Origin of the sequence: Fictibacillus nanhaiensis, from assembly GCF_023715445.1 — a bacterium.
GTDB classification, from domain to species: domain Bacteria; phylum Bacillota; class Bacilli; order Bacillales; family Fictibacillaceae; genus Fictibacillus; species Fictibacillus nanhaiensis_D.
This window is the reverse complement of sequence record NZ_JAMBOD010000001.1, coordinates 1,520,482-1,542,717: the sequence shown is the minus strand read 5'-3', so window position 1 is coordinate 1,542,717 and position 22,236 is coordinate 1,520,482. Positions and strand designations below refer to the sequence as shown.

The following is a 22,236-nucleotide window of genomic DNA, read 5'->3' as shown; positions in this document are numbered from 1 at the left end:
AGCTTCAAAAACTCGTTCCATGGTCAACAGATCTACCCGAATCATGTTATTTAGCTAATCATAAGGAATAACAAAAGTTTAAATGATCCACACCTTGAAAAGCAGGTGTGGATCATTTTACGCTTACAGTTTATTAGCCATTTTCGTGGATTCGTGTAAATTCTCGTGAGATTAAATCAAAATCTCGTAAGAATATCATCCTTTTTCGTGAAATTATGAGCTAGACTTCATAATTACCCACTATACTAAGCTCGTTTCAAGCAATTCTGCTTCTTTGTTTGCAACATTCGCCGGAAATTCAATAGAAACAGTCGTGCCGCAGCCTTCTTTTGACACAATATTCATCTTTCCGCCATGATACTCAACGATTTGGTAACAGATCAGGAGGCCAAGACCAGGATTTCCTTCCTTTGTCGTATAAAACGGCTGGCCGATCAAAGGCAAAATGTGATCAGGAATTCCGTGACCATCATCTTTTATGATGATCTGAAGGGCGCTATCACCCTGTTGAAGTGATACAGAGATCGTTCCCCATGAAGGGGTTGCTTCCACCGCATTCTTAAGTACATTTAAAAATAACTGAGTCATTAGGTTTCCTTCACATTTAAAATAGACAGGTTTACCCGGCAGATCCAAATTAAAAGTAGGTGTACGAGAGTCTATATCATCCTTTAAATATTTTATGGAACAATTGATGACATCAATTAAATTATGTTCGTGCTTGATGATCATATGAGGCTTCGCCAGGATCATAAGCTGGCTGATGATAAAATTAATTCGCTCGGTTTCCCGCAGCATGATTCCTAAAAAGTGATCCTTTTCGTTAGAAGCATAATGTGATTTGAACAATTGTGCAAAGCCTTTAATGGAAGTTAACGGATTACGGATTTCATGGGCAAGTCCAGCTGCAAGTTCACCGACGTAAGATAACGTTTGCGCGCGTTGCTTAAAGTTCTGAGCCTCATTAATAGCTGTCATGTCTTTTGCGATGCCAATAACCGCGGTAATCGTATTTTTGATAGAGTAAGGAATACTTGTAATTTCAAGTTCCACTTCATGTCCATCCTTATGGTAAATGGTCAATGGATGCTTAACGGTCTCGCCTTGCATGACTCTTTTTAAAAAAGCGAGGGAAATCTCTACATCCGTTTCTTTTAACAGGCTGGTATACGGCATTTTTTGAAGCTCCTCGAATGAGTAGCCCGTAATCGTTTCAATGGAATGATTAGCTTTAATAAAGTTTCGGTCAGGTCCGATTACAAAAACCCCTTCAGGATTTAGGTCGAAAAGGGAATTATACCGATGTTCACTTTCAAGGAGGTCTATACGCTGCTGAACGATCTTTTTTTGATCAAGCTGTTCTAATATATATAATATCAATACGATAGTCGTTGCGCCCAATACAAGTAAAGTAGTGAGGATATTGATGTTTGTAAGTGGAAACTCGTTGTGCCAATTAAAAGTAGGTGTACTGCCTACTAAGGCCATCTCGCCGATATAATGCATGAGACTGACTCCGCTTGTAAAGGACAAACTTGCCAAAGTCATTCTCAATTTAAACGGGTTCAATAGTAGAATTTGAAAACCGATCCAAGAAAAAAGAAATGCTGTACCGACAGATAAAAAGATCAAAACTGGGTCTGTCTGTAGGGGCATATGAATATGCATAGACAATATACCAATTGTATGAACCGAAATGATCCCAAAAACAAAAGTAATAACAGGCGTTAAAAGTTTTTTCTGTTGTTTTTGCAAGTTATACTGAAAAAGATAGAAGGAAACATAGGAAAAAACAACGCCTACCACAAAAGCTGATATCATAGTCAGCAGGTCATAGACAAACGGGACAGGACTTTGAATAGAAAGCATTCCCATGTAATGTGTAGCCCATAAAGCTAAACCCATTGTCACGGAACCTATTATTAAAAATCGTTGCGGTGTTTTATGTTCTCCTGAATTTCTTTGTGCCCATTCAATAGATATAAGGGAGAAGAGAAAACAAACGAAAAGAGATAATACTACTATATATAGATTATGGTCCAATAGTCCCGTCCCTCCTTTAATTCTTAGGTCACATTGTAAATTCTTCCATATCCGACAATATCCTTCTTTGTTCGGAAAATTTTTTTTGATAAGTTTAATCTTTATTGTGTTGAATAAAACAGAAGGTGTATTTATTAGAGAGTGGTGAAACCTTTGGAAACGAAATACATATTAGCGGCTGATGTTGGGGGAACAACCATCGAATGTGGTTTGTTTGAACGTAATGGAAAGCTCCTGAGTAAAAAAACACTTATAACAAGTGATGTGATCAAGTCGGACGTTGCAGAATGTATAGCAGACGAGATGAAACGTACATTGAACGATCACGGAATATTATTGGACGAAGTGTGCTGTATCGGTCTAGGGGTCCCTGGATTAGTGGATGCGACAGGAATGATTTTGAAAGCCCCGAGCTTAAAGTGGAACCGTTATCCATTGGGTGAAAAATTGAATCAATTGCTTCGTATTCCGGTGTATGTTGGAAACGATGTAAACACAGGTCTTTTAGGAGAAGTGGAAAACGGAAATTTGCAGAATGTTAAGCATGCCGTGTATTTTATGATCGGAACGAGCATCGGAGCCGGTTTGCTCATAAACGGAGAAATTTATGAAGGAAGCCGTTTTTCTGCAGGTGAAGTCGGCTTTATCGTGACGAATTACGATGTTTTGAAGGACGGATTCACACCGGCCCGGCCGGGATACGGCTATTTAAGCACGCAGGCAGGCGGGTTTGGAATGGCTATAAAATATTCACTTGAAACAGGAAATGACGTCCCAACTAAACAGTTGTTTAAGTTAGCTGAGAATGGAGATGAAACGGCTGTGAAAATTATAGAAGAGGCAGTTAAACATCTAACAACAGCAATCATAAATCTATCAGCCATCTTAAATCCGGAAGTCATTCTGCTTGGAGGCGGGGTTGGAACTGAGCTTCACCCTTACTTGGAAAAAATAGAAGAGAATCTCGAAAAATACGTGCCGGTTAAGCCTGAATTGAGAATATCGACTATGCAAAATCGCTCCGTTTTGTACGGTGCTTATGCGTTATGCAGAAAACAGTTAGATCAGTCCTGAAAAAGGGTTAAAGGATACTGGTGACACTACGAGAATATAAAACGGTAGGGAAACTATATTTAAGTGAATTCGTTTACGCGATGGTGTAGACTGTTTAAAGGTAACGAAAACTTTTTTCATAGAGAGGAACTAAAAACATGAGCAAGGTAGCCGTCATTACAGACAGTACTTCATACATACCCGAGCACATCCGAAGCGAAAAAAACATTGTAATGATTCCGCTCAACGTTATTTTCGACAATGAAACATACAAAGAAGAAGCTGAAATAAAAGTAGATGACTTTTATGAAATGGTCAGCCGTGAAGAGAAGCTGCCGAAAACATCACAGCCAGCGATTGGTGAATTAGTCGAGCTATTAGAAGAACTTTCTAAAAACTACGATGAAGCAGTTATGATTACATTATCAAGCGGCATCAGTGGAACGTACCAAAGTGCGGTCGCTGCCGGTGAAATGGTAGAAGGAATCACACTTCATGTATTTGATTCAGAAATCAGCTGTTCACCTCAAGCATTTTATGTGTTCAAAGCAGCAGAACTGGCGAATGAAGGTGCAAACGGATACGAAATTATGAATGAACTGTTGCAGATGAAAAGTAACGGTATTCCGGCGTACTTTTTGGTGGATGATCTGAATCACTTGCACCGTGGAGGCAGAATGAACACAGCACAGCTTTTTGTAGGAAATCTGCTGCAGATCAAGCCAATCCTTCATTTTGTTGATAAAAAAATCGTTCCTTTTGAAAAAGTCCGAACGAAAAAGAAAGCCTTAAAGCGTATTTTCGATCTGATGGATGAAGATTTGAAAGCAGTTGAAAAAGTGACGATCAGTGTGATCCACGCAAAACGTGAAGATGAAGCTGTTGAAATTGCAGAAGAACTTCGTGGAAAGTTTGTTAATGCAGATGTATCAATCAGCTATTTCGGCCCCGTAATCGGTACCCACCTGGGTGAAGGATCACTCGGAATCACCTGGATAAAAGAATAAAATTGGAGAGAAAAATATGCATTCTCTAACACATCAGGAGACAACTCAATGAGGTTTGTCTCCTTTTTATTAAACAATCGTTTAACCATTGCCCCTGAAAGATTTATGAAAGACCCTGATTTAAAGCCAGTTCCGTTTAGTGAGCTTCCCGAAATTGAACCCCAGCCTCTGAATTCCGCGTATAAGTTTGATGAAAAACTTAAGCAACTCCTCTTTGGCAAGATGCTTCTCCTTGATGAAATTCCTTTTTCTTTAGAAGAAATTCATGAGCATTATGAAAATGGATATTTAGGTTACATTGCTGGGATTATGAAAACGAAGTATGGCTGGAAATGTAATCGATGCGGAAATGAGAAAGACCGTTTGTTTGCTTCGTTTTCGTGTTTTCGATGCAAAAACGAAAAATGTGTTTATTGCCGGAACTGTATCATGATGGGTAGGGTGAGTATGTGCACTCCGCTTCTTTCATGGACAGGTCCGAAAGTGAAATGGGATTCCGAAAATGAGTTAGTGTGGCAAGGAGAATTGTCGGCAGGTCAGCAAGTTGCTTCTGATCGATTTGTCGAATCAGTCGGAAAAAGAGGAGAACTGCTGATTTGGGCTGTTTGTGGAGCAGGGAAAACAGAAGTGCTTTTTAAAGGAATTGAAAAAGCTTTGAAGATGGGACTTCGGGTTTGTATCGCAACTCCCAGAACCGATGTGGTTCTGGAACTCACTCCACGGCTAAAGGCTGTTTTTCCAAATACCGTGATCGCCTGTTATTATGGCGGATCAGAAGAACGTGAAATACCTGCCCAACTTGTTATTACAACAACTCATCAGCTGTACCGGTTTAAACACGCGTTTAACGTTATGGTCGTCGATGAAGTCGATGCCTTTCCCTATTCCTACGATCAAACCCTTCAGCATGCGGTGTCATGTGCGGTCCAACACGAGCATCTTTTCATCTACCTGTCAGCAACACCTTCTCGAAAAATGAAAAAAGCCGTTAAACAGGGACAACTATCTTGTGTGAAAATACCAATCAGATTTCACGGATTTCCTTTACCGGAACCGAAAATGGTATGGAGCGGTGAGTGGAAGAAACGTTTGGAAAGAAGAAAGTTGCCTCCAGCTTTTGTGGCATGGATAAAGGAACAAGCTGCCAGCAGAAGACGGGCGATGATTTTTGTTTCTTCTGTATCCATTATAGAAAAGGTTACTACGATCATTCAAAAACATGTAGATGTATCGGTCGATTTTGTTCACGCTGAAGATCCACTCAGAAAACAAAAAGTTGAACAGTTCCGGCAAGGGGAAATACAACTATTAGTCACAACAACGATTTTAGAAAGGGGAGTAACGGTTCCTTTTCTTGATGTAGCTGTATTGGGGGCTGATCATGAAGTGTTCACAGAAAGCGCACTCGTCCAGATGGCAGGTCGTGCTGGGAGAAGTAAAGACGATCATATCGGGCAGGTGTTATTTTTTCATTACGGGAAATCATTAAGCATGTTGAGTGCCATTCATCATATAAGGGAAATGAATAAGGAGGCCAAGTTATGAGTTATTGCTTGTTTTGTCACGTATCGTACACCGATACATGGTCATGGGCGTCATTGCTTGGTTTGTCATCCGCACCATTACTGTGCCAACCGTGTGAAAGGAAATTAACGTTGATACAAGGTGATATTTGTAGAATATGCGGTCGATCGTTTTCATTATTTCCCGAGGAATATCGACAAGGTGATTGCTGCTACGACTGCATTCGTTGGGAGGAAGATGAAGAATGGAAGGGAGTTTTGCAGCAAAATCGGTCACTTTATGTCTATAACGATTTCCTGAAAGAAGTGATCGCAAAAATTAAATATCGCGGGGATGCTGAATTGATTAAGGCATTTTATCCAGTTGCCCATACGAATATGAAAAGCATTTCCCAGAATGCAGTTATAGTTCCGATACCATTAAGTAATGAACGTCAGTATGAAAGAGGCTTTAACCAGGCTGAGTTATTCGCTTTAAGTATGAATCGGAATGTTAATCTGCTATTAAACAGAAAGACGCATGAAGAAAAACAAAGTAAAAAAACGCGTAACGAAAGAATGGAAAAGAAAAACAACCCTTTTGTCGTGGAGGAACCATCTAAAGTAAATGGCAAAAGAATAGTTTTAGTGGATGATGTATACACGACAGGCACCACATTAAGGTATGCGGCTAAAGTCCTGATCGAAGCAAAAGCAAAAAACGTGTCATCAATAACACTGGCGAGATAAATAAAGCGAATGTCCCGTTAAAACCTTCTTTGCATTTTCCGATATAAAGAAAAGATAGAAATGCTAAGGAGCGGAACTTTATGGGTGATTTAATGAACTGCCCGCAGTGCGGAAAACTTTATATCAAAAGGATTCGTAATACTTGTGATGCCTGTTATTTTGAAGAAGAACAGCAATTTGACAAAGTTTACCGATACATCAGAAAGAGTGAAAACCGAAATGCGACAATTGTTGAAGTTAGTGATGCAACAAAGGTCTCTGAAAACAAGATTATTTATTTTATCCATCAAGGGAGAATCCGTGTTAAAGGGTTTCCGAATTTCACTTATCCTTGTGACGGATGCCAGAAACCAATAAATGATGGACGGCTTTGTCAGCAATGTAAAGATAAGCTTAAATCAGAACTTTCCATTGAGGATTTTATCAAGAAAAAACAAGAAGAAGCATTACCTTCTTACCATACCGATGACAATTAACCTAATTTCGTTTCACACTTTAAAGATTTTCAAGCTTTTACCGATATAATGAATAAGAGAAAACAGTCTCTAAACGAGGTGACTATATTATGCGTATTAATCATTTTAATTCTATACAAAACAATCCTTACAAAAATCAGGTGCAGGATATGAAACAAGAAAAGATGCAGTCTAACTTCAAAAAAGATGAACTGCAAATTTCAGATGAAGCAAAAAAATTATTATCTTCCTCTAAATTTGATCAAGAGCGTGCTGAAAAAATAAGTGAAATAAAGAACCAAGTAGATAAAGGAACGTACAAAGTTAATGTTTCTGAAACGGCGAAATCAATTATTAACTTCTGGCAAAAGTGATAGGAGGTCATTCATGGAAACGGCACAAATGACATCTTTACTTGAACGTTTGCTTACTTCCCATGAAGAACTTCTTGCGTTAGGAGAACGGAAAACAGAAGTTCTTAAACTTGGGGACATGAAAGCACTCGATGTTCTATTAAAAGAAGAAGATCTTCAAGTAAAAAAACTGCAGCTGATTGAAAAAGAAAGAATGCTTAAGTTTACGAATGTGACACTTGGGGATGTTCTGGAGCAAGCGGATGAAGCTGATAAAGTAAAACTGCTTCACCTTCAAGATCAGCTGATTCAAACCTATGAAGCATTGAAAAGCAGAAACGAATTGAACCAGGAATTATTGGAGCAATCCCTGCAATACGTGAACATGTCTTTAAGTATGGTTCAGCCGCAAAGTGAACCATCAACATACAGCAACACAAAAAAGAACCCTTATGCGAATCAATCTTCTTCACTTTTTGATTCGAAAGCTTAAACCTTACGGAGGATATTACTATGCGCTCAACTTTTCATGGATTGGAAACAGCCCGCCGCGGGATGTTCACCCAGCAATCTGCATTGCAAACAACAGGACACAACATAGCAAATGCAAATACACCAGGGTACACTCGTCAGCGTGTTAATTTTGTACAAACTGAGCCATACCCAGCAGCATCTAGAAACCGGCCGAACATTCCTGGACAGATGGGTACAGGCGTACAAGCTGGTTCCATTCAACGTGTGCGTGAAAGTTTTTTAGATGTTCAGTTTAGAACGGAGAATAATAAATTTGGACATTGGGAAACGAGAAGCAACGCAATAGCAAAGATGGAAGACATTTTAAACGAACCTTCTGATACAGGCTTATCAAAAACGTTGGACCGTTTCTGGCAATCACTACAAGACTTAGCGGTTCATCCTGAAGATGAAGGAGCACGTTCCGTAGTTCTCCAACGAGGTATTGCACTTTCCGAAACTTTTAACCACATGTCAACTTCTCTAGACGGAATCAGAAAAGATATGGGATACCAGGCAGATGTAACAGTTAAGGATATCAACTCAATTATTGATAAAATTAATGATATTAATATCCAGATTTCAGAAGTTGAGCCACATGGATATTTACCGAATGATCTATACGACAAGAGAGATAGTTTAGTAGACCAGCTTTCAGGTCTAGTAAATATTAAAGTTGAGCGGGTTCCAACCGCCGATCCTAGTTTGATTGATCTTAATTTTAATCCGGATGGAAAGTATAGGATTCATCTGTTAGATGATAAAGGCGCATCACTTGGATTATTGGTAGATGCCGATACGAATACCATTACAGAAATTAATAGCATATTAGATCCAAGCACAGGTGAATTAACCACACTTACATTCGGAGGAAATAACCTTTTAGATGGAAGTGTAAAAACACAAGGTAAATTACAATCATTAAGAGATGCATATCATGAAACTTATCCTGATATGATGAAGAATTTAGACGATTTAGCTTATAAGTTTATACAAGCGTTTAATACCCAGCATAATTCCGGGGTCGGCTTAGATGGAGCTGCTTCTGGTAACTTTTTTAACCCTGGAACACAAATAGGCGCTGCCAAAAATATGAAAGTAATCTTAATCGATGTGAAACAAATAGCTGCTGCATCATCAGGCGGGAAAAATGGTGATGGATCCAATGCATTGAAACTTGCTGATGTAAGGGACGATGTTAATTTCCAAAGTACATATGAAGGATATATCGGTTCCATGGCAGTTGACGCTCAAAAAGCTGTAGGAATGAGTACAAACTCTATTGTCTTACTAGACTCGGTTGAAAAGAGAAGACAGTCAATTAGCGGTGTTTCATTGGATGAAGAAATGACAAATATGATTCAGTATCAACATGCGTATAATGCAGCAGCACGAAACATTACAGTTGTTGATGAAATGTTAGATAAAATCATTAATGGTATGGGTGTCGGAGGAAGGTAGGTGTAAATAATGCGTGTAACACAATCAATGTTATCGAATAACATGCTGCGTCATATTAGCCAAAGTTATGAAAGAATGGCCAAGACACAGGAGCAGCTTTCGACCGGTAAAAAAATCAGCCGTCCATCAGACGATCCAGTTGTAGCCATGAAAGGGATAGCATATCGAACAGATTTAACAGAGGTAGAACAATATAAACGAAACTTATCGGAAGCATATAACTGGATGGAGAATTCGGATGCTGCACTTGATAAGGCAACAAGTGTACTTCAAAGAATACGGGAACTAACTGTCCAAGCTAATAATGGAACTCTTGAAGAATCCCAAAGAGGCATGATAGGAAAAGAAATTACTCAATTAAAAGAGCATTTAGTTTCAATTGCAAACACAAAAGTGGCAGGAAAATATATCTTTAATGGAAACGATACTACAAACCCTCCAGTTTCATCTACAGGAGGAACTGTTACCGTTTCGACTAACAATAAACCTGTAAATATTGAAATGTCGAATGGGATTGAAGTTCCTGTTAATATTGATCCAACTAAAGTATTTAATGATAACCTATTTAATGATTTAACCGATCTAGAAGATTCACTAAATGGGAAGAACACTATGCCTGTTGGAGACTTTCTTGATAAACTAGATACAAATATTAATAACCTTGTAGCTGAGCGTGCAGAGTTAGGTGCCCGTTTTAATCGGGTGGAACTGATTGATGCTCGTGTTAGTGAGCAAGAAGTCATCGCAAACCGAATTCTATCTGATAATGAAGATGCGGATATTGAGCGTGTTATTACAGACTTAAAGATGCAAGAAAGCTTGCATCGTGCTGCATTAGGGGTAGGTTCTCGCATTATGCAACCAACACTTATGGACTTTTTACGATAAATCTAAGAGAGCTATCCTCGTGATAGCTCTTTTCTTGCAATAGACACTTTTTTAGGAGGGCATCTCATGAACGTTCCTCAAATTAGATTGGAATCAATTTCTGCTAAAATTGGATTAACAATTTATAAACCAGTACAAGAAATTCAACAGCAACCCGCAGACTTAATGATTAAGCAACCGAAGGCAGAGTTGCAAATTGACCGTACCCCTTCACAACTAACGATCGATCAAACCGAAGCTTGGGCAGATATGGATTTGAAACATATTTCTCGTAGAATAGAAGAATTTGCACAACAAGGGTACGAGGATTGGCTAACAGGACTTGCCAGAATGGCTCAAGAAGGGGATGACCTCATGAAGATCGAAAACGGGGGTAATCCGATTCCGGAACATGCGAAAATAAACAGTGGAAGTCCAATCTATGAATTTAATATTGGTTTCATACCCTCGGCTAACAGTGTAAAAATAAACTATCAGCCAAGTATCGTGAAACTAAATTGGCACACGCATAAACCGGAAATAGATATTAAAGTTAATAAACCTGTCCATCAGTATACACCTGGATCGGTAAATATTGATCTAATTCAAAAACCTTCACTATTGATTGATTTCGTTTAATTACATGTTGATGAAAAAAGTAAAGGATGGCGGCTATGATACTTTATACAAAGTTTGAAGAAACAATTGAAATTAACGAATCGGATATTTTACATTTTGCACATGGATTGCCGGGATTTGAAGATGAAAAACAGTTTATCCTTCTTCCGATGGAAGGGACCCCTTTTTCAACACTACAATCTGTTTTCACAAAGGACCTCGCATTTTTCACAACAAATCCATTTCTTTTCTTTAAGAAATATGATTTTGAATTACCAGAATCCGTTCAAGAACAATTAAAGATCAAAGAGGAATCAGATGTGCTGGTTCAAGTTATCTTAACTATTCAAGAACCTTTAGATAAGTCCACTGCAAATTTACAAGCTCCAGTCGTAATTAATGTGAATGAAAACCTTGCAAAACAAGTGGTATTAACAGATAACCGATATAAAACAAGACATGAACTTTCAGAATCTAGTCTATTAGGGCAGGAGGGTTAAGCATGTTAGTATTAACCCGCAAATTACAAGAAGCCATTAAAATTGGTGATGATATTGAACTAACTGTGTTGTCTATTGATGGAGAACAAGTAAAGTTGGGAATTTCTGCACCTAAAAACATAGAAATACATCGTAAAGAAGTGTTTCTAGCTATTCAACAAGAAAATAATAAAGCTTCCGATACTTCGATAAATGTCTTTCAACAATTAAAAAAATTAAAAAAGATTTAAATCTAGTTAAACAAGTTTCTTTTTTTTCCGATATTAATAATGTAGAAACAAGCAGTACTTTTAACGGCCGTAAAAGTAAGGCGAGTTTCAATAAAGAATCCAACCACAAGGACGTGGGAGGAACACATTCAAGGAGGAAATTAAAATGAGAATTAACCACAATATCGCGGCGCTTAACACGCACCGTCAGTTGAATACTGCAAACAATGCACAATCAAGTTCTATGGAGAAATTATCTTCAGGTCTTCGTATCAATAAAGCTGGAGATGATGCGGCTGGTCTAGCAATCTCTGAAAAAATGCGTGGACAAATACGTGGACTTGAAATGGGTTCAAAGAATGCTCAAGATGGTATTTCAATGCTTCAAACAGCTGAGGGAGCACTAAATGAAACGCATTCAATTCTTCAGCGTATGCGTGAACTTGCTGTTCAATCTTCGAATGATACGAATATAGCTGAAGATCGTGCTGCTCTGGATAAAGAGTACCAAGCATTAGCTACGGAAATCACTAGAATTTCTGATGATACGGAATTTAATAAACAAAAACTTTGGGATGGAACTACAACGGCAGTAGATTTCCAAGTAGGACCAAATGCTGCACAAAAAATCACATATACTTTTGAAGACATGGATGCTGCAACAATTACAGGTGGGGTTGGAGACTTATTAGATAAAACTAAATCACAAACTGCAATAGGCGCATTAGATACTGCAATAGCGAAGGTTTCTACTGTTCGTTCTGCATTAGGTGCTACCCAAAATCGTTTAGAGCATACTATCAATAACTTGAACACATCTTCCGAAAACCTAACTGCAGCGGAATCTCGTATCCGTGACGTAGATTATGCTTTAGCTGCTTAACAGCAGTGACAAGCACAGTCGTCCTGGCTGGTAACGGCTAGTGATTATTATCGGGTGAATTGCTGGAAAACCCTTAGAGCTTTTCTTGCCACAACGTAGTTGGAAACGACAAGCGTGAAGGCTTGAAAAAAGAAAAGATTGGGTAATCAGCAGCCAAGCTCCTTTCTTGAAAAAGTGGAGAAGGTTCAACGACTAGGATAGACCATCTAAGGCTTAAGCTATGGTGATGAAATCCGTAGGTGAAACAATGTACATCAGTATTGTGAATCCGAAGTGCCCGACCCCTACTAGAATACTAGAGGGTGAAGATATAGTCTGGTCATTTATGAAAGTAAATGTTCGCACGATGGCGAAAGAAATGATGAACCAAACAAAGAATTCTATTCTTTCTCAAGCAGCACAAGCAATGTTGGCTCAATCTCAACAAACACCTCAAGGAGTTTTACAACTCTTAAGGTAATGATGAGAAGGGCGTCTAACTTGGTAACGAGTTAGAGTACCACTGGGTGAATTGCTGGAACTTCCTTAGAGCCTTTTATCCCACAACGGGACTGGAAACGGTGAGCGTGAAGGGTTGAAAAATAAGAGGATTGGATAATCAGCAGCGAAGCTCCTAAGAGGAAACTCTGGAGAACGTTCAACGACTAGGAGATACTGTCTAAGGCAACTGCTATGACAATGAACTCCGTAGGGCGGTAACAACCGTTCGAAGTGCCCAGCCCCTTAAATGTAAGGGTGAAGATATAGTCTGTTCTGCAGTTGAAAGACGCAGCGGCAAAGCAAGCCAACCAACAACCACAAGGAGTTCTTCAACTTCTTCGTTAATAGTTTGATAGAAAGAGGCTCTAGTTTGCTAGAGTCTCTTTTTGACTTTCTAGAAAGAAGGGATAAAATGTTACTACACACAAAATTAGTGAATTTATTTGCAACTTTAAATAACTTGTTGAGAATTGAAATACAAGAAATAGACAATAGAATGCCACCTCTTAATAGTCCAAAAACTAACGTTGTTTATGAGGGGATAACAGATGTTAATAAATGTGTTGCCATTGTTGAGCATGAATTTGAAAGATTAGAATCAATGGGCTATGAACCAATTATTAATGTTTATAACCAAAATAAAGAGATAAATAAACTCTATGAACCGACTGAAAAAATAAGAAAATCAATAAAATATTTGATAAATATCTATATAAAAAATTGATATCTGCATTTAGCAGTTTTGAAAAATCATTGAAATCCAAAGCTCTAGGCAATAAATTGATCTTAAACTTTTATAAGACCTTTATCAGGGTCTTTTTTAGTTAATAAACACCAATGAACAATCTCACTCAGTTTTAACCCGGTGATAGTTCGGCATTTCTGTAAATCAGACAAATGATTTTCTAGCAGGGTCACCTGATAACTAAAATTATTGTGTTTCTTCAGTGCTAGGTCATTTAATATTCCTAAATACAAATCAATATACTTTGTATCATCACACAATATCAATCTTATCTTTTAGTGAAAATAAAGCTTCATGAATTTGCTTAGTAGGAAAAGTTAGGTTAATAGGAAGGTAGATTGTGGTTCTCTTAGGGGCAGTTATTTTGGTTATTGAACTTTTTTGTAGCGTTTTTCTATACATACAATGGACGAGGTAGGGTTGTACTAACCTTAAGAAGTAGTAAATCTGCATTTTGTTATAAATTATTAATCGGTTGGCATTATCTGCCTTCAATTCTAACTGGAATTTACCTTTTAAAAGCAGGGATAAATTCTTAATTTCACTGGTGTTAAATGATTCAGTTGAGAGGATAATTTTAGTGGGTTGATCGTTTTCTATTTTTAAATGGCCGTCATCCATAAACCACCAGGCTAAAGATTGTCTTGTGAAATTAGTTTGTAAGAGGTGAAAAGGAATGGTTTTAACACCTGAGGGATACCAGAGTTGTTTTAATAAATCTAACGCTTTATGTGTATGAGATTGAGCATAATAGATTTCCGTAAATCCATTGGTTACTCGAATATCGTTAACTTTTCTATATTTTATGGAAGGAAAAGAAAGAAATGGTGCTAATTGATCACGAGAATGCTGACACCACTCTTTATCTTGTACTTTATGAGAAAACCGCAATCTTGGACGTTTGTTTTTCTCAATTGTTAAGTTGCCATCTCCCAATAATTTTCCGATTAACATAGCTATTACATGGGAAGGTAACAGAGTATTTAATTGTTTTACTAAAGAGGATTCCATGCTTATTTCAAACCTCCTCTACAAGAATATATGTTCGTAATAATTGTAGCACATTTTCATTGGTTCATTCACTCATAAAAAGACTTTTTACTACAAAATCACACATACTAACAAGCATCATTTGGATATACTCCTAATAGGAGAGGAGGCATACCATGAAAACACCGTATCAAATCCAGCCTCATTTTTGGATCTGCATGGGATTAGGTATTTTAAATATGGTGGATGCGATTGTCACACATTTTTTATTGATAAATGGAGCAAGAGAACTCAATCCTTTAATGAATGCTCTATATGCTTATCATCCTGCCATGTTTTTAATTTTAAAGTTCATTTTCTCCATTGTTGTCATTTGGTTTGGATTCATTCCCGTCCATAAAAATGTTAAAAGGTTGAGTGTCCCTGTACTGATTATTTATTTTGTTGTCGTTGCGTGGCAGCTATTCTTATTCTTGTCGATATAAAAAGTCTTTCCGAAGTTAGGAAAGACTTGATGTTATTGCTTTATTGTATTTCACGCTTCACAACCGACACTGCTAAATCTTTTACAATAGGAAGTCCATCTGGCGGATTCTTAATGAGATTAGGATTATAAATCACTCTCAGTCTGGATTCAGATGGAGAGATGTTATGCTGATTTTCGGCGTAATCTTCTTCATATCCTATGAGGAGCTGTCCCCAATAGATCGGATTTCCACGGCTAACTGAACCTTTTGTTGCGTTCAATACTACTTTTCTTCCAAAGATACCTCCTTGAATTTCTATGTTTGATGCTACGCCGAAAATCTCCATTAATTCTTCAGAATAGACAAAACCTAGGATGATATTCGGTTCATCGCCATAAACGTTCATATTTGAAATTTCGATTGCATCTTTTCCAAAAACGACAAGCGAGGATTCTGTTCCATCATCTTGCAGTCCTTCTATCCTAGAAAAACGTATTGTGGTTTTTCTTGTTACATAGATGGTAGAGTTGAATTTCACGTTTGCTCTTATAATTTCCAGGTCTCCATCTACATATATAGGGCCATCGATTTCGAATTTTTGATAATGATCACTGTCATTTCTGAATTCGAATGGGTTTCCAATTGTTAAATCACCACCAATTAGATTTCAAACGAGTAACCGTCATAGAAGCTATCACATTTTCAGGACAAGATGAACTGGTGATTACCTCTGCAGAAGCGACTCTTGGTCAACTAAAATATGAGGTTACTATCGCTGCTTACTATTTACCTGAATTGACTCAATATTTAAAAGACCTGCCAAGAGTTGAATTTCCTGCACCGAACGGAAAAGAAAACCCTCTAATTGATGGATGGAGATAAAGAAGAATAGAAAAGCCAAGCACTTATACAATTTGTGATTGGCCTTTTCCATTTATTCAATATGGTTGATTAGATATTTAGCATAAGCCTTTGCACCCGTTAACGTAAGGTGTACACCATCGTTTCCGATATACTCGAGGTGAGATTCACTAAATGAGTACCAATCTACCACTTTTACGTTCTTATAATTTTCCGGAACATTTTTTATCGATTCATTTACTTCCTGCTGCCACGGTTTTGGTACACGTGTTGTTATCATGTAAACATCACGCTCTTTTCCGATTTGCTCAATTAGTCCAGCCATCTTTTTATCAGATAGGGGACCATTGGCTCCGAGTTCGATAATTACGATTTCCCCCAAATCCCCACTGCTTTTCTTTTGCTGCACAATCTCTTCAGCTTCCCTAAATTGCCGGCCGATTTTTGCATCAACGTCCACTTTTTCAAACGCTTCTTCAAGGTGCGGTGTAACATCAATCATTACGGAATCGCCAATCACAGTGACAGACTTGTTTTCCGTAACGGGTGGATCTTCAATTGGAGGTGTTTCCTCTTTCGGTTTTTCCTCTACTTTTGGTGTTTCAGGTTTAGAATCTGGTTTATTTATCTTATTCTCTGTAGGCGGTTCATCTTCTTTACCGACCTTTTCTTGGATCGCATTAATCACGTTGTCTTTACTAAGCGCAACGGATGTTGTTGTGAGTCCAATGGTGGAAATGGCAAGAAAAACGCACAGGATACTTGCTGTTGTGACAAAGCGTCCAATAAACGATTTTTCACGTCTCCATTCGCCGTGTTTAACTACTCTCCAGAATCTTGTTAAAGCCCCTTTTCGAATCGGGTTTTCGATAAATGTCCACGAAAGGCTCGCTAAAGTCAGAATTAAGAACAGCTGTAACGATGTACGCACTAGACTTGGCGCATCTGCTCCCCATTGAGGACTTGTTAGAACGATAACCGGAAAGTGCCACAAATAGATTCCGTATGAACGAACACCAATCCAGCGTAACGGTTTGAAGCTTAACACAGTATTCAGCTTGCTTGATGGATGCACGATAACTGCAACAACCAGCATCGAGGCAACTGACATCGCTACCATACCGCCTTGATAAAGAAAGTCTTGATACTGATCCGTACTCCAGAACATATAGAAGATGAAAGCTAGCGTGAACAGTCCTACAAAGTCTAGTTTCCAGCGAATTTCAGGAGGTAAGCTGGTTGATAGTTTTCGGCTCGGCCAGATGACAGCCAGACTTGCTCCAAGTAATAATGAAAATACGCGGGTATCTGTTCCGTAATAAACCCGGCTTGGATCTGTCCCTGGTTCATACAACATGGTCATCGCAGCAGCTGAAGCGATAGCACCTAGGAGAATAATAGAGAACAGCGATCCTTCTTTTACTTTAAGTTTTAACATTAAAACGATCAGGAGCGGCCATAGAATATAAAATTGTTCCTCCACCGCTAACGACCAAAAGTGCGTCAGAAGGGAAGGAGGCCCGAAACTCTCAAAATATGAAAGGTCCTGGAAGATGTACCACCAGTTACTGACATAAAGAATAGCAGCAACTGTATCTTCCTCTAGTCGATCTAACATGGACTGCTCAAAGATCGTAACCCACGTGATGACTACAAGGAGCATCGTAAACATAGCTGGCAGGAGCCTGCGAGCTCTCCGTATCCAAAAGTTTTTAAAATTTATCCGACCGGTAGTGACAAATTCCGCAATTAATAGATCTGTAATCAGGTAACCAGATAATACAAAAAAGACGGTTACCCCAAGTAAGCCTCCAGCTGCCCAATCAAAGTTTAAGTGATAGGCAATAACAGCAAGAACAGCAATGGCCCGCAATCCATCAAGGCCTGTTATGTACCTATTTTTCAGAGGTTGTTCAATGGCTGTTCTCTGTTTCTTAGTAGACCGGTTGCGATTCTTTTGATGTTTTTTTTGATGGTCTTTCATTACTGCCATTATCCTCTCGTTAGAATTATTTTAGGATTTTATTTTTTAGTAGGTTAATTTTTATATTTTAAGTAGAAAGTCATTTATTGTTATTTTTATTTCATTAATCTTCTTCAACATCAACTATTTTACAATAAAAAACTGATTAGTAGAGTAGTTTCATAGAATTTTAATAAAATTTCTGTTGTTTTTCTTTTACCCTACTTCCTCAACAATTATTTGAACAATCCGATATAAGATTTAGAGAAAAATTAAAGGGGCGATGAAGGTGGAACTACAAAAGATTAGTTCTCCCGTTTTTCAAAAATCTGAGCCTGTGCTTACTAGCCAAAAACAACAAGAAAACACTCCGCAAGCCGAAGCTTCAGTACAAGTAAAGCCGAGTAAAGAAAAGTTGGAAAAAGTTATTGTAGCAATGAACGATATGCTGAAGCCAGCACATACTTCATCAAAGTTTGTTCTGCATGAAAAACTGAACGATTACTATGTGCTGATTGTGGATGAAGTAACCCAAGAAGTTGTGAAAGAGATACCAAATAAAAAGTTCCTTGATATGTATGCAGAAATGATTGATTTTATGGGTATCTTTGTTGATAAAAAAATTTAGGGACGGTGATTAACCGTGGTTATGAGAATTGGCGGATTAGCTAGTGGAATGGATATTGATACGCTCGTTGGAGATTTGATGCGTGCAGAGCGTATTCCACTAGATAAATTAGCTCAGAAAAAAACGAGGTTAGAGTGGCAGCGTGATGACTACCGGTCGATGAACCAGCTGTTAAGCGATTTAGACAAGGTGATCTTTGAGGGAATTAACTTGCAAGGAAGTTATTCAAAAAAAGCAGTAACCAGTTCCAACCCTGGTGTTGTATCGGCAACGGCTAATGGAAGTGCAGTGAATACGACGACTTCGATAAATGTAACCAGATTGGCTAAACCTGCGATTTGGGTATCAGAAGGAACAGTCGTGAAAGATTATACGGCTCCTAAGGATGTAAAACTTTCTTTCGAAGTAACAAGCGGTGATGGGTTAACTAAAACTACTCAAACGTTTGACATCGCAAAGGGAGATAGCCTGAACAAGATCATCTCCAATTTCAACACTTCGGGCCTTGGTGTAACTGCTTTTTATGATGAGCAACAAAATAAATTTATAATCACTAAAAAAGACACGGGTGATCAGGCAGCACTTAAAGTGAATGACTTAGATACTGAAACCTTCATGAAAGATTTAGGCTTTACAAATGCCGTATTAGGTGGAGAAATTGCTACTACGGGTAAAACAATTGGTGATACTGCAGAATATACGATCAACGGTTATAAAACAACAAGAGCTACAAATACATTCCCAATCTCGGGCGTAACATACACCCTTCAACAAGAAGGAACGGCAAACATTACTGTTGCAAGTGACACAAACGCTACAGTTGACACGATAAAAAAATTCGTGGATAAGTATAACGAAACGATTGAAGCGATTAATAAAAAGACAGCTGAAACGAAATACCGTGACTTTCCTCCTCTTACCAACGAGCAACGTAAAGATCTTTCTGAAAAGGAAGCCGAAATGTGGGATGAGAAAGCAAAGAGCGGGATGCTTCGCGGTGATTCCATTCTATCAAGCGGTCTTAATGCGATGCGTTCAGATCTATATACAAAGGTTGATGCAGGATACCCCGAATATGATCAGCTTTCAGAGATCGGCATTACCACTTCAAAAAATTATTTGGACAAGGGAAAGCTTGTGCTTGATGAGGAGAAGTTGCGTAAAGCACTTGCTGATAATCCTGATGCCGTGATGAAGCTTTTTACAGGCACTGATTCCGTTGAAGGGATAGCAAAAAAAATTCGTAAGTCTATCGACACCACCGTTGATAAGATTGAATTAAAAGCAGGAAATTCACTTCGAACAAACGCTCAGTTTACACTTGGCCGTGAGTTAACAGATGTTGATAAGCGTATATCTGCCTTTGAACAAAGACTGGCTGATGTAGAAGACCGCTACTGGCGACAGTTCTCTGCCATGGAGAAAGCGATTCAGCGTTCCAACCAGCAATCGATGTACTTAATGCAGCAGTTTGGCGGCGGACAGTAATCTTTAAATCAAAAAGGAGTGTTACCTTTACATGTCCATACTTAACGCGAACAAGGCGTATCAAAACAACTCAGTCCAAACAGCGTCTCCCGGCGAATTGACGCTTATGCTCTATAACGGATGTTTGAAATTTATCGGTCTCGCGCGTACGGCGATCGAGATGAAAAATACAGAAGAAAAGAACAAAAATTTATTAAAAGCGCAGAAGATCATTCAGGAATTGATGGTTACGCTCAACATGGATCTTGAAATTTCAAAGTCTATGATGCAGATGTATGATTACATCAACCGTCGTCTGATCGAGGCGAACATTCAAGGTGATGTTGTGATTTTGGATGAGGTAGAAGATTATGTGCTGGATTTCCGCAATACGTGGAAAGAAGTCATTCAGATCAACCGCCGCTTGCAGCACGGCGAGGCTGGACGCGTGTAATGTCAGCGGTTAAGATTTTGCTGGAAGTTACGAAAAACATGTTCGACCATGTAAGTGGAGGGCTTCCCAAGGAGGAGCGTGAACCTTACATTGAGCGGTTGAATGAGTTGCTTGAACAGCGTCAGGTAATTATGGACAAACTGCCTCCTGCGTATTCAAAGGAAGAGCAGCGAATGGGTCAGATGATCGTAAAGATGAACGAGACGATCGAACCCTTACTGGTGCGCCAGTTTGAAGAGATCAAGCATAATTTATCCATGATGAAGAAAAAGAAAGAAAAGAACGTTCAATATGCCAATCCTTATCAAACGCTTTCGGCGGATGGGATGTATTTTGATAAGAAGAATTAAGGAAACCTTAGCTCAAGTAGGCTAAGGTTTGTTTTTTATTAGGTGAACATGTCGAACATTGTCGATCTGCGAGTATATTTTTATTTTCGTGAGATTATCATGTAGTGGGCACTTCCAATGGGCTCTACAAAGAAGTAAGTTACAATAGTGGAATTTTTCTGTGAAAAATTCACCTCTTAATCCCATAAACAATACAAATAATCCCCAGCATGATCCACAACAGGCTTGAGAATGATAGTTTCGTAGATAATCCATAGATTCCTATTGTCATTGTGGAGAAAAAGATGATGGGTCCGACAATGGAAAGCAGGGAATTGATGACGAGTGCGCGTTCGACGGTATTGTAATGCAGCATGAATAGCGCTGCGGTAATTTCGAGAGTTCCGGATAGAATGCGGATTGCGGCCATGCTTAGGACGACTTTTTCAATCATGTTCAGCAACGTCCATTGCCTCCTTTAAACACTTGTTTAACTTGTCTGAGTTTGTATATTGCATTATATGTGGTCAAGCCTGAAATAGAAGTGTAAAAAACAGTAAAAGGAACAACCGGATATTTTGTGCATATTATGTATATTTATTCGCAAACAGCAATCAATATTTTTCGACAAAACTTCTTATAATTCGCTAAACTTAAGCCTTTGACAACTTTTTTGGGTATGTGTCATACTATGAAGTGTATAGATTTTCTATACAAAGATTCGCATGATGAAGGGATTGTGAAAGGCATGTTAGGAAAAGTAAAATGGTTTAACGCAGAAAAAGGTTTTGGATTTATCGAGCGCGAAGACGGGGACGATGTGTTCGTACATTTCTCCGCAATCAACACTGACGGATTCAAAAGCCTTGACGAAGGTCAGCAAGTCGAGTTTGATATTGTAGATGGCGCACGTGGGCCTCAAGCGGCTAACGTAACTAAACTATAATTCAAAGCATTTATGACCATAATTGAGATCCCGCTCAGGTTACTGAGCGGGTTTTTATTTGTTTACAAATGATTTTTCTCAATGATCTCGGGATTGATCGGGCGCTCAAGCCTACTTTCTGGCGACCTCAGTTCTTGAAAACCAAACTGCTTGTAAAGACCGTGAGCATCTTTTGTAGCAAGCTGAAAAGACGTTCCTTCTAAATGGGGATCCGCGGTGATAACCTCCATCAGCCATTTGCTTAATCCTTTTCCTCGATATTCCGGTAAAACAAAAACATCGCTCAGCCAGGCGAATCGGGTAAAATCCGTAATCACGCGGGCAAACCCGACTTGCTTAGAATCTTTATAGATCCCGTAGCAAAGAGGGGTGTGCTGAATGGATGTAAGCAGCACTTTTTTAGATAATCCTTTTGCCCAATAGGTATTGGCTAGAAAGCGATAAATCACCTCGAGATCGAGCTTTTCTTTATCTGTACTAATCGTGAATCCGTCATCTCTTTTCCACTCTTCTATCTTCATAATTGTTCGGCTCCTTAAACATTTGCTTATGGTTAATTCCACTATAAAGTGACTTCCTATTTTCTACAATTAAGTTATATTAAGAAGATGTCGAGAATGTAAATAAATTGTCAATATATTTTAAAGGTTACAAAGGAATTCTTTTAGGGTATATCGAAATATATATACATC

At 38.6% G+C, this 22,236-nt stretch carries 27 protein-coding genes and 1 pseudogene; 22 read left to right on the top strand and 6 right to left on the bottom strand.

Going from position 1 to position 22,236, the window contains the following annotated elements:
• Nucleotides 1-240: 240 nt before the first annotated feature.
• Nucleotides 241-2,043 (bottom strand): ATP-binding protein, encoded by a 1,803-nt coding sequence (locus tag M3196_RS07975; RefSeq protein ID WP_251321678.1) that lies wholly within the window; start codon nt 2,041-2,043, stop codon nt 241-243.
• Nucleotides 2,044-2,196: 153 nt separating this feature from the next.
• Between M3196_RS07975 and M3196_RS07970 the strand changes: the two genes are divergently transcribed.
• From M3196_RS07970 to M3196_RS07900, 15 genes and pseudogenes are all read left to right on the top strand, one after another.
• The gene (locus M3196_RS07970) at nt 2,197-3,117 is read left to right on the top strand and encodes an ROK family protein (RefSeq protein WP_251321677.1); all 921 of its coding nucleotides are present in this window, start codon (nt 2,197-2,199) and stop codon (nt 3,115-3,117) included.
• Nucleotides 3,118-3,254: 137 nt separating this feature from the next.
• Nucleotides 3,255-4,103, top strand: coding sequence for a DegV family protein (locus M3196_RS07965; RefSeq protein ID WP_251321676.1), 849 nt, complete (start codon nt 3,255-3,257; stop codon nt 4,101-4,103).
• A gap of 48 nt (nt 4,104-4,151) precedes the next feature.
• Nucleotides 4,152-5,648, top strand: coding sequence for a DEAD/DEAH box helicase (locus tag M3196_RS07960; RefSeq protein WP_276531262.1), 1,497 nt, complete (start codon nt 4,152-4,154; stop codon nt 5,646-5,648).
• Complete coding sequence (locus M3196_RS07955) at nt 5,645-6,355, top strand: ComF family protein (protein ID WP_251321675.1); 711 nt, start codon at nt 5,645-5,647, stop codon at nt 6,353-6,355. Before M3196_RS07960 ends, M3196_RS07955 begins: the two co-directional genes overlap by 4 nt.
• A gap of 80 nt (nt 6,356-6,435) precedes the next feature.
• Nucleotides 6,436-6,831, top strand: a complete 396-nt coding sequence (locus M3196_RS07950; protein WP_251321674.1) for a TIGR03826 family flagellar region protein — start codon at nt 6,436-6,438, stop codon at nt 6,829-6,831.
• Nucleotides 6,832-6,920: 89 nt separating this feature from the next.
• On the top strand, nt 6,921-7,184 hold the full coding sequence (gene flgM, locus M3196_RS07945; RefSeq protein WP_251321673.1) for a flagellar biosynthesis anti-sigma factor FlgM: 264 nt from the start codon (nt 6,921-6,923) through the stop codon (nt 7,182-7,184).
• A 13-nt stretch (nt 7,185-7,197) separates the two neighbouring features.
• Nucleotides 7,198-7,656: a flagellar protein FlgN gene (locus M3196_RS07940; protein WP_251321672.1), complete on the top strand. Its 459-nt coding sequence runs from the start codon at nt 7,198-7,200 to the stop codon at nt 7,654-7,656.
• Between the two features lie 20 nt (nt 7,657-7,676).
• On the top strand, nt 7,677-9,137 hold the full coding sequence (gene flgK / locus M3196_RS07935) for a flagellar hook-associated protein FlgK (RefSeq protein ID WP_251321671.1): 1,461 nt from the start codon (nt 7,677-7,679) through the stop codon (nt 9,135-9,137).
• 9 nt (nt 9,138-9,146) lie between these two features.
• Nucleotides 9,147-10,025, top strand: coding sequence for a flagellar hook-associated protein FlgL (gene flgL, locus M3196_RS07930; protein ID WP_251321670.1), 879 nt, complete (start codon nt 9,147-9,149; stop codon nt 10,023-10,025).
• 66 nt (nt 10,026-10,091) lie between these two features.
• Entirely contained in the window at nt 10,092-10,643 is a 552-nt protein-coding gene (locus M3196_RS07925) for a DUF6470 family protein (protein ID WP_251321669.1), read from the top strand.
• 35 nt (nt 10,644-10,678) lie between these two features.
• Nucleotides 10,679-11,122: a flagellar assembly protein FliW gene (fliW, locus tag M3196_RS07920; protein ID WP_251321668.1), complete on the top strand. Its 444-nt coding sequence runs from the start codon at nt 10,679-10,681 to the stop codon at nt 11,120-11,122.
• 2 nt (nt 11,123-11,124) lie between these two features.
• Nucleotides 11,125-11,352 carry a carbon storage regulator CsrA gene (gene csrA / locus M3196_RS07915; RefSeq protein WP_251321667.1) on the top strand — a complete coding sequence of 76 codons (228 nt, stop codon included), beginning with the start codon at nt 11,125-11,127 and terminating at the stop codon, nt 11,350-11,352.
• Nucleotides 11,353-11,497: 145 nt separating this feature from the next.
• Complete coding sequence (locus M3196_RS07910; protein ID WP_251321666.1) at nt 11,498-12,214, top strand: flagellin; 717 nt, start codon at nt 11,498-11,500, stop codon at nt 12,212-12,214.
• Nucleotides 12,215-12,560: 346 nt separating this feature from the next.
• Nucleotides 12,561-12,674, top strand: a pseudogene (locus M3196_RS07905) (flagellin); the annotation flags it as partial.
• A 390-nt stretch (nt 12,675-13,064) separates the two neighbouring features.
• Complete coding sequence (locus tag M3196_RS07900) at nt 13,065-13,418, top strand: hypothetical protein (RefSeq protein ID WP_251321665.1); 354 nt, start codon at nt 13,065-13,067, stop codon at nt 13,416-13,418.
• Nucleotides 13,419-13,691: 273 nt separating this feature from the next.
• Here M3196_RS07900 and M3196_RS07895 read toward each other — a convergent pair whose 3' ends face one another.
• Nucleotides 13,692-14,450: an endonuclease gene (locus M3196_RS07895; protein WP_251321664.1), complete on the bottom strand. Its 759-nt coding sequence runs from the start codon at nt 14,448-14,450 to the stop codon at nt 13,692-13,694.
• Between the two features lie 155 nt (nt 14,451-14,605).
• Between M3196_RS07895 and M3196_RS07890 the strand changes: the two genes are divergently transcribed.
• Nucleotides 14,606-14,914, top strand: a complete 309-nt coding sequence (locus tag M3196_RS07890; protein ID WP_251321663.1) for a DUF5658 family protein — start codon at nt 14,606-14,608, stop codon at nt 14,912-14,914.
• Nucleotides 14,915-14,954: 40 nt separating this feature from the next.
• Here the strand turns inward: M3196_RS07890 and M3196_RS07885 are convergent, their stop codons facing one another.
• Nucleotides 14,955-15,434, bottom strand: a complete 480-nt coding sequence (locus M3196_RS07885) for a hypothetical protein (RefSeq protein WP_251321662.1) — start codon at nt 15,432-15,434, stop codon at nt 14,955-14,957.
• A 104-nt stretch (nt 15,435-15,538) separates the two neighbouring features.
• Here M3196_RS07885 and M3196_RS07880 point away from each other — a divergent pair, with 104 nt between their 5' ends.
• Complete coding sequence (locus M3196_RS07880; protein WP_251321661.1) at nt 15,539-15,778, top strand: hypothetical protein; 240 nt, start codon at nt 15,539-15,541, stop codon at nt 15,776-15,778.
• A gap of 52 nt (nt 15,779-15,830) precedes the next feature.
• Here the strand turns inward: M3196_RS07880 and M3196_RS07875 are convergent, their stop codons facing one another.
• Nucleotides 15,831-17,741, bottom strand: a complete 1,911-nt coding sequence (locus M3196_RS07875) for an acyltransferase family protein (RefSeq protein ID WP_276531261.1) — start codon at nt 17,739-17,741, stop codon at nt 15,831-15,833.
• Nucleotides 17,742-18,009: 268 nt separating this feature from the next.
• Here M3196_RS07875 and flaG point away from each other — a divergent pair, with 268 nt between their 5' ends.
• The 4 genes from flaG to M3196_RS07855 are packed head-to-tail and all read left to right on the top strand — an operon-like array spanning nt 18,010 to nt 20,619.
• The gene (flaG, locus tag M3196_RS07870) at nt 18,010-18,348 is read left to right on the top strand and encodes a flagellar protein FlaG (protein ID WP_251321660.1); all 339 of its coding nucleotides are present in this window, start codon (nt 18,010-18,012) and stop codon (nt 18,346-18,348) included.
• A gap of 21 nt (nt 18,349-18,369) precedes the next feature.
• On the top strand, nt 18,370-19,836 hold the full coding sequence (locus M3196_RS07865) for a flagellar hook-associated protein 2 (RefSeq protein WP_251321751.1): 1,467 nt from the start codon (nt 18,370-18,372) through the stop codon (nt 19,834-19,836).
• 31 nt (nt 19,837-19,867) lie between these two features.
• A complete protein-coding gene (gene fliS, locus M3196_RS07860) occupies nt 19,868-20,269 on the top strand; it encodes a flagellar export chaperone FliS (RefSeq protein ID WP_251321659.1) in 402 nt (133 codons plus the stop codon).
• Nucleotides 20,209-20,619, top strand: a complete 411-nt coding sequence (locus tag M3196_RS07855) for a flagellar protein FliT (RefSeq protein WP_251321658.1) — start codon at nt 20,209-20,211, stop codon at nt 20,617-20,619. The genes fliS and M3196_RS07855 overlap by 61 nt, the downstream gene beginning before the upstream one ends.
• 169 nt (nt 20,620-20,788) lie before the next feature.
• Here M3196_RS07855 and M3196_RS07850 read toward each other — a convergent pair whose 3' ends face one another.
• Complete coding sequence (locus M3196_RS07850) at nt 20,789-21,052, bottom strand: YqhV family protein (RefSeq protein WP_251321750.1); 264 nt, start codon at nt 21,050-21,052, stop codon at nt 20,789-20,791.
• Nucleotides 21,053-21,346: 294 nt separating this feature from the next.
• On the opposite strand from M3196_RS07850, the gene M3196_RS07845 reads away from it, so the two are divergent.
• The gene (locus M3196_RS07845) at nt 21,347-21,544 is read left to right on the top strand and encodes a cold shock domain-containing protein (protein WP_066245425.1); all 198 of its coding nucleotides are present in this window, start codon (nt 21,347-21,349) and stop codon (nt 21,542-21,544) included.
• Between the two features lie 62 nt (nt 21,545-21,606).
• On the opposite strand, the gene M3196_RS07840 is transcribed toward M3196_RS07845, so the two are convergent.
• A complete protein-coding gene (locus tag M3196_RS07840; RefSeq protein ID WP_251321657.1) occupies nt 21,607-22,065 on the bottom strand; it encodes a GNAT family N-acetyltransferase in 459 nt (152 codons plus the stop codon).
• Between the last annotated feature and the right edge of the window lie 171 nt (nt 22,066-22,236).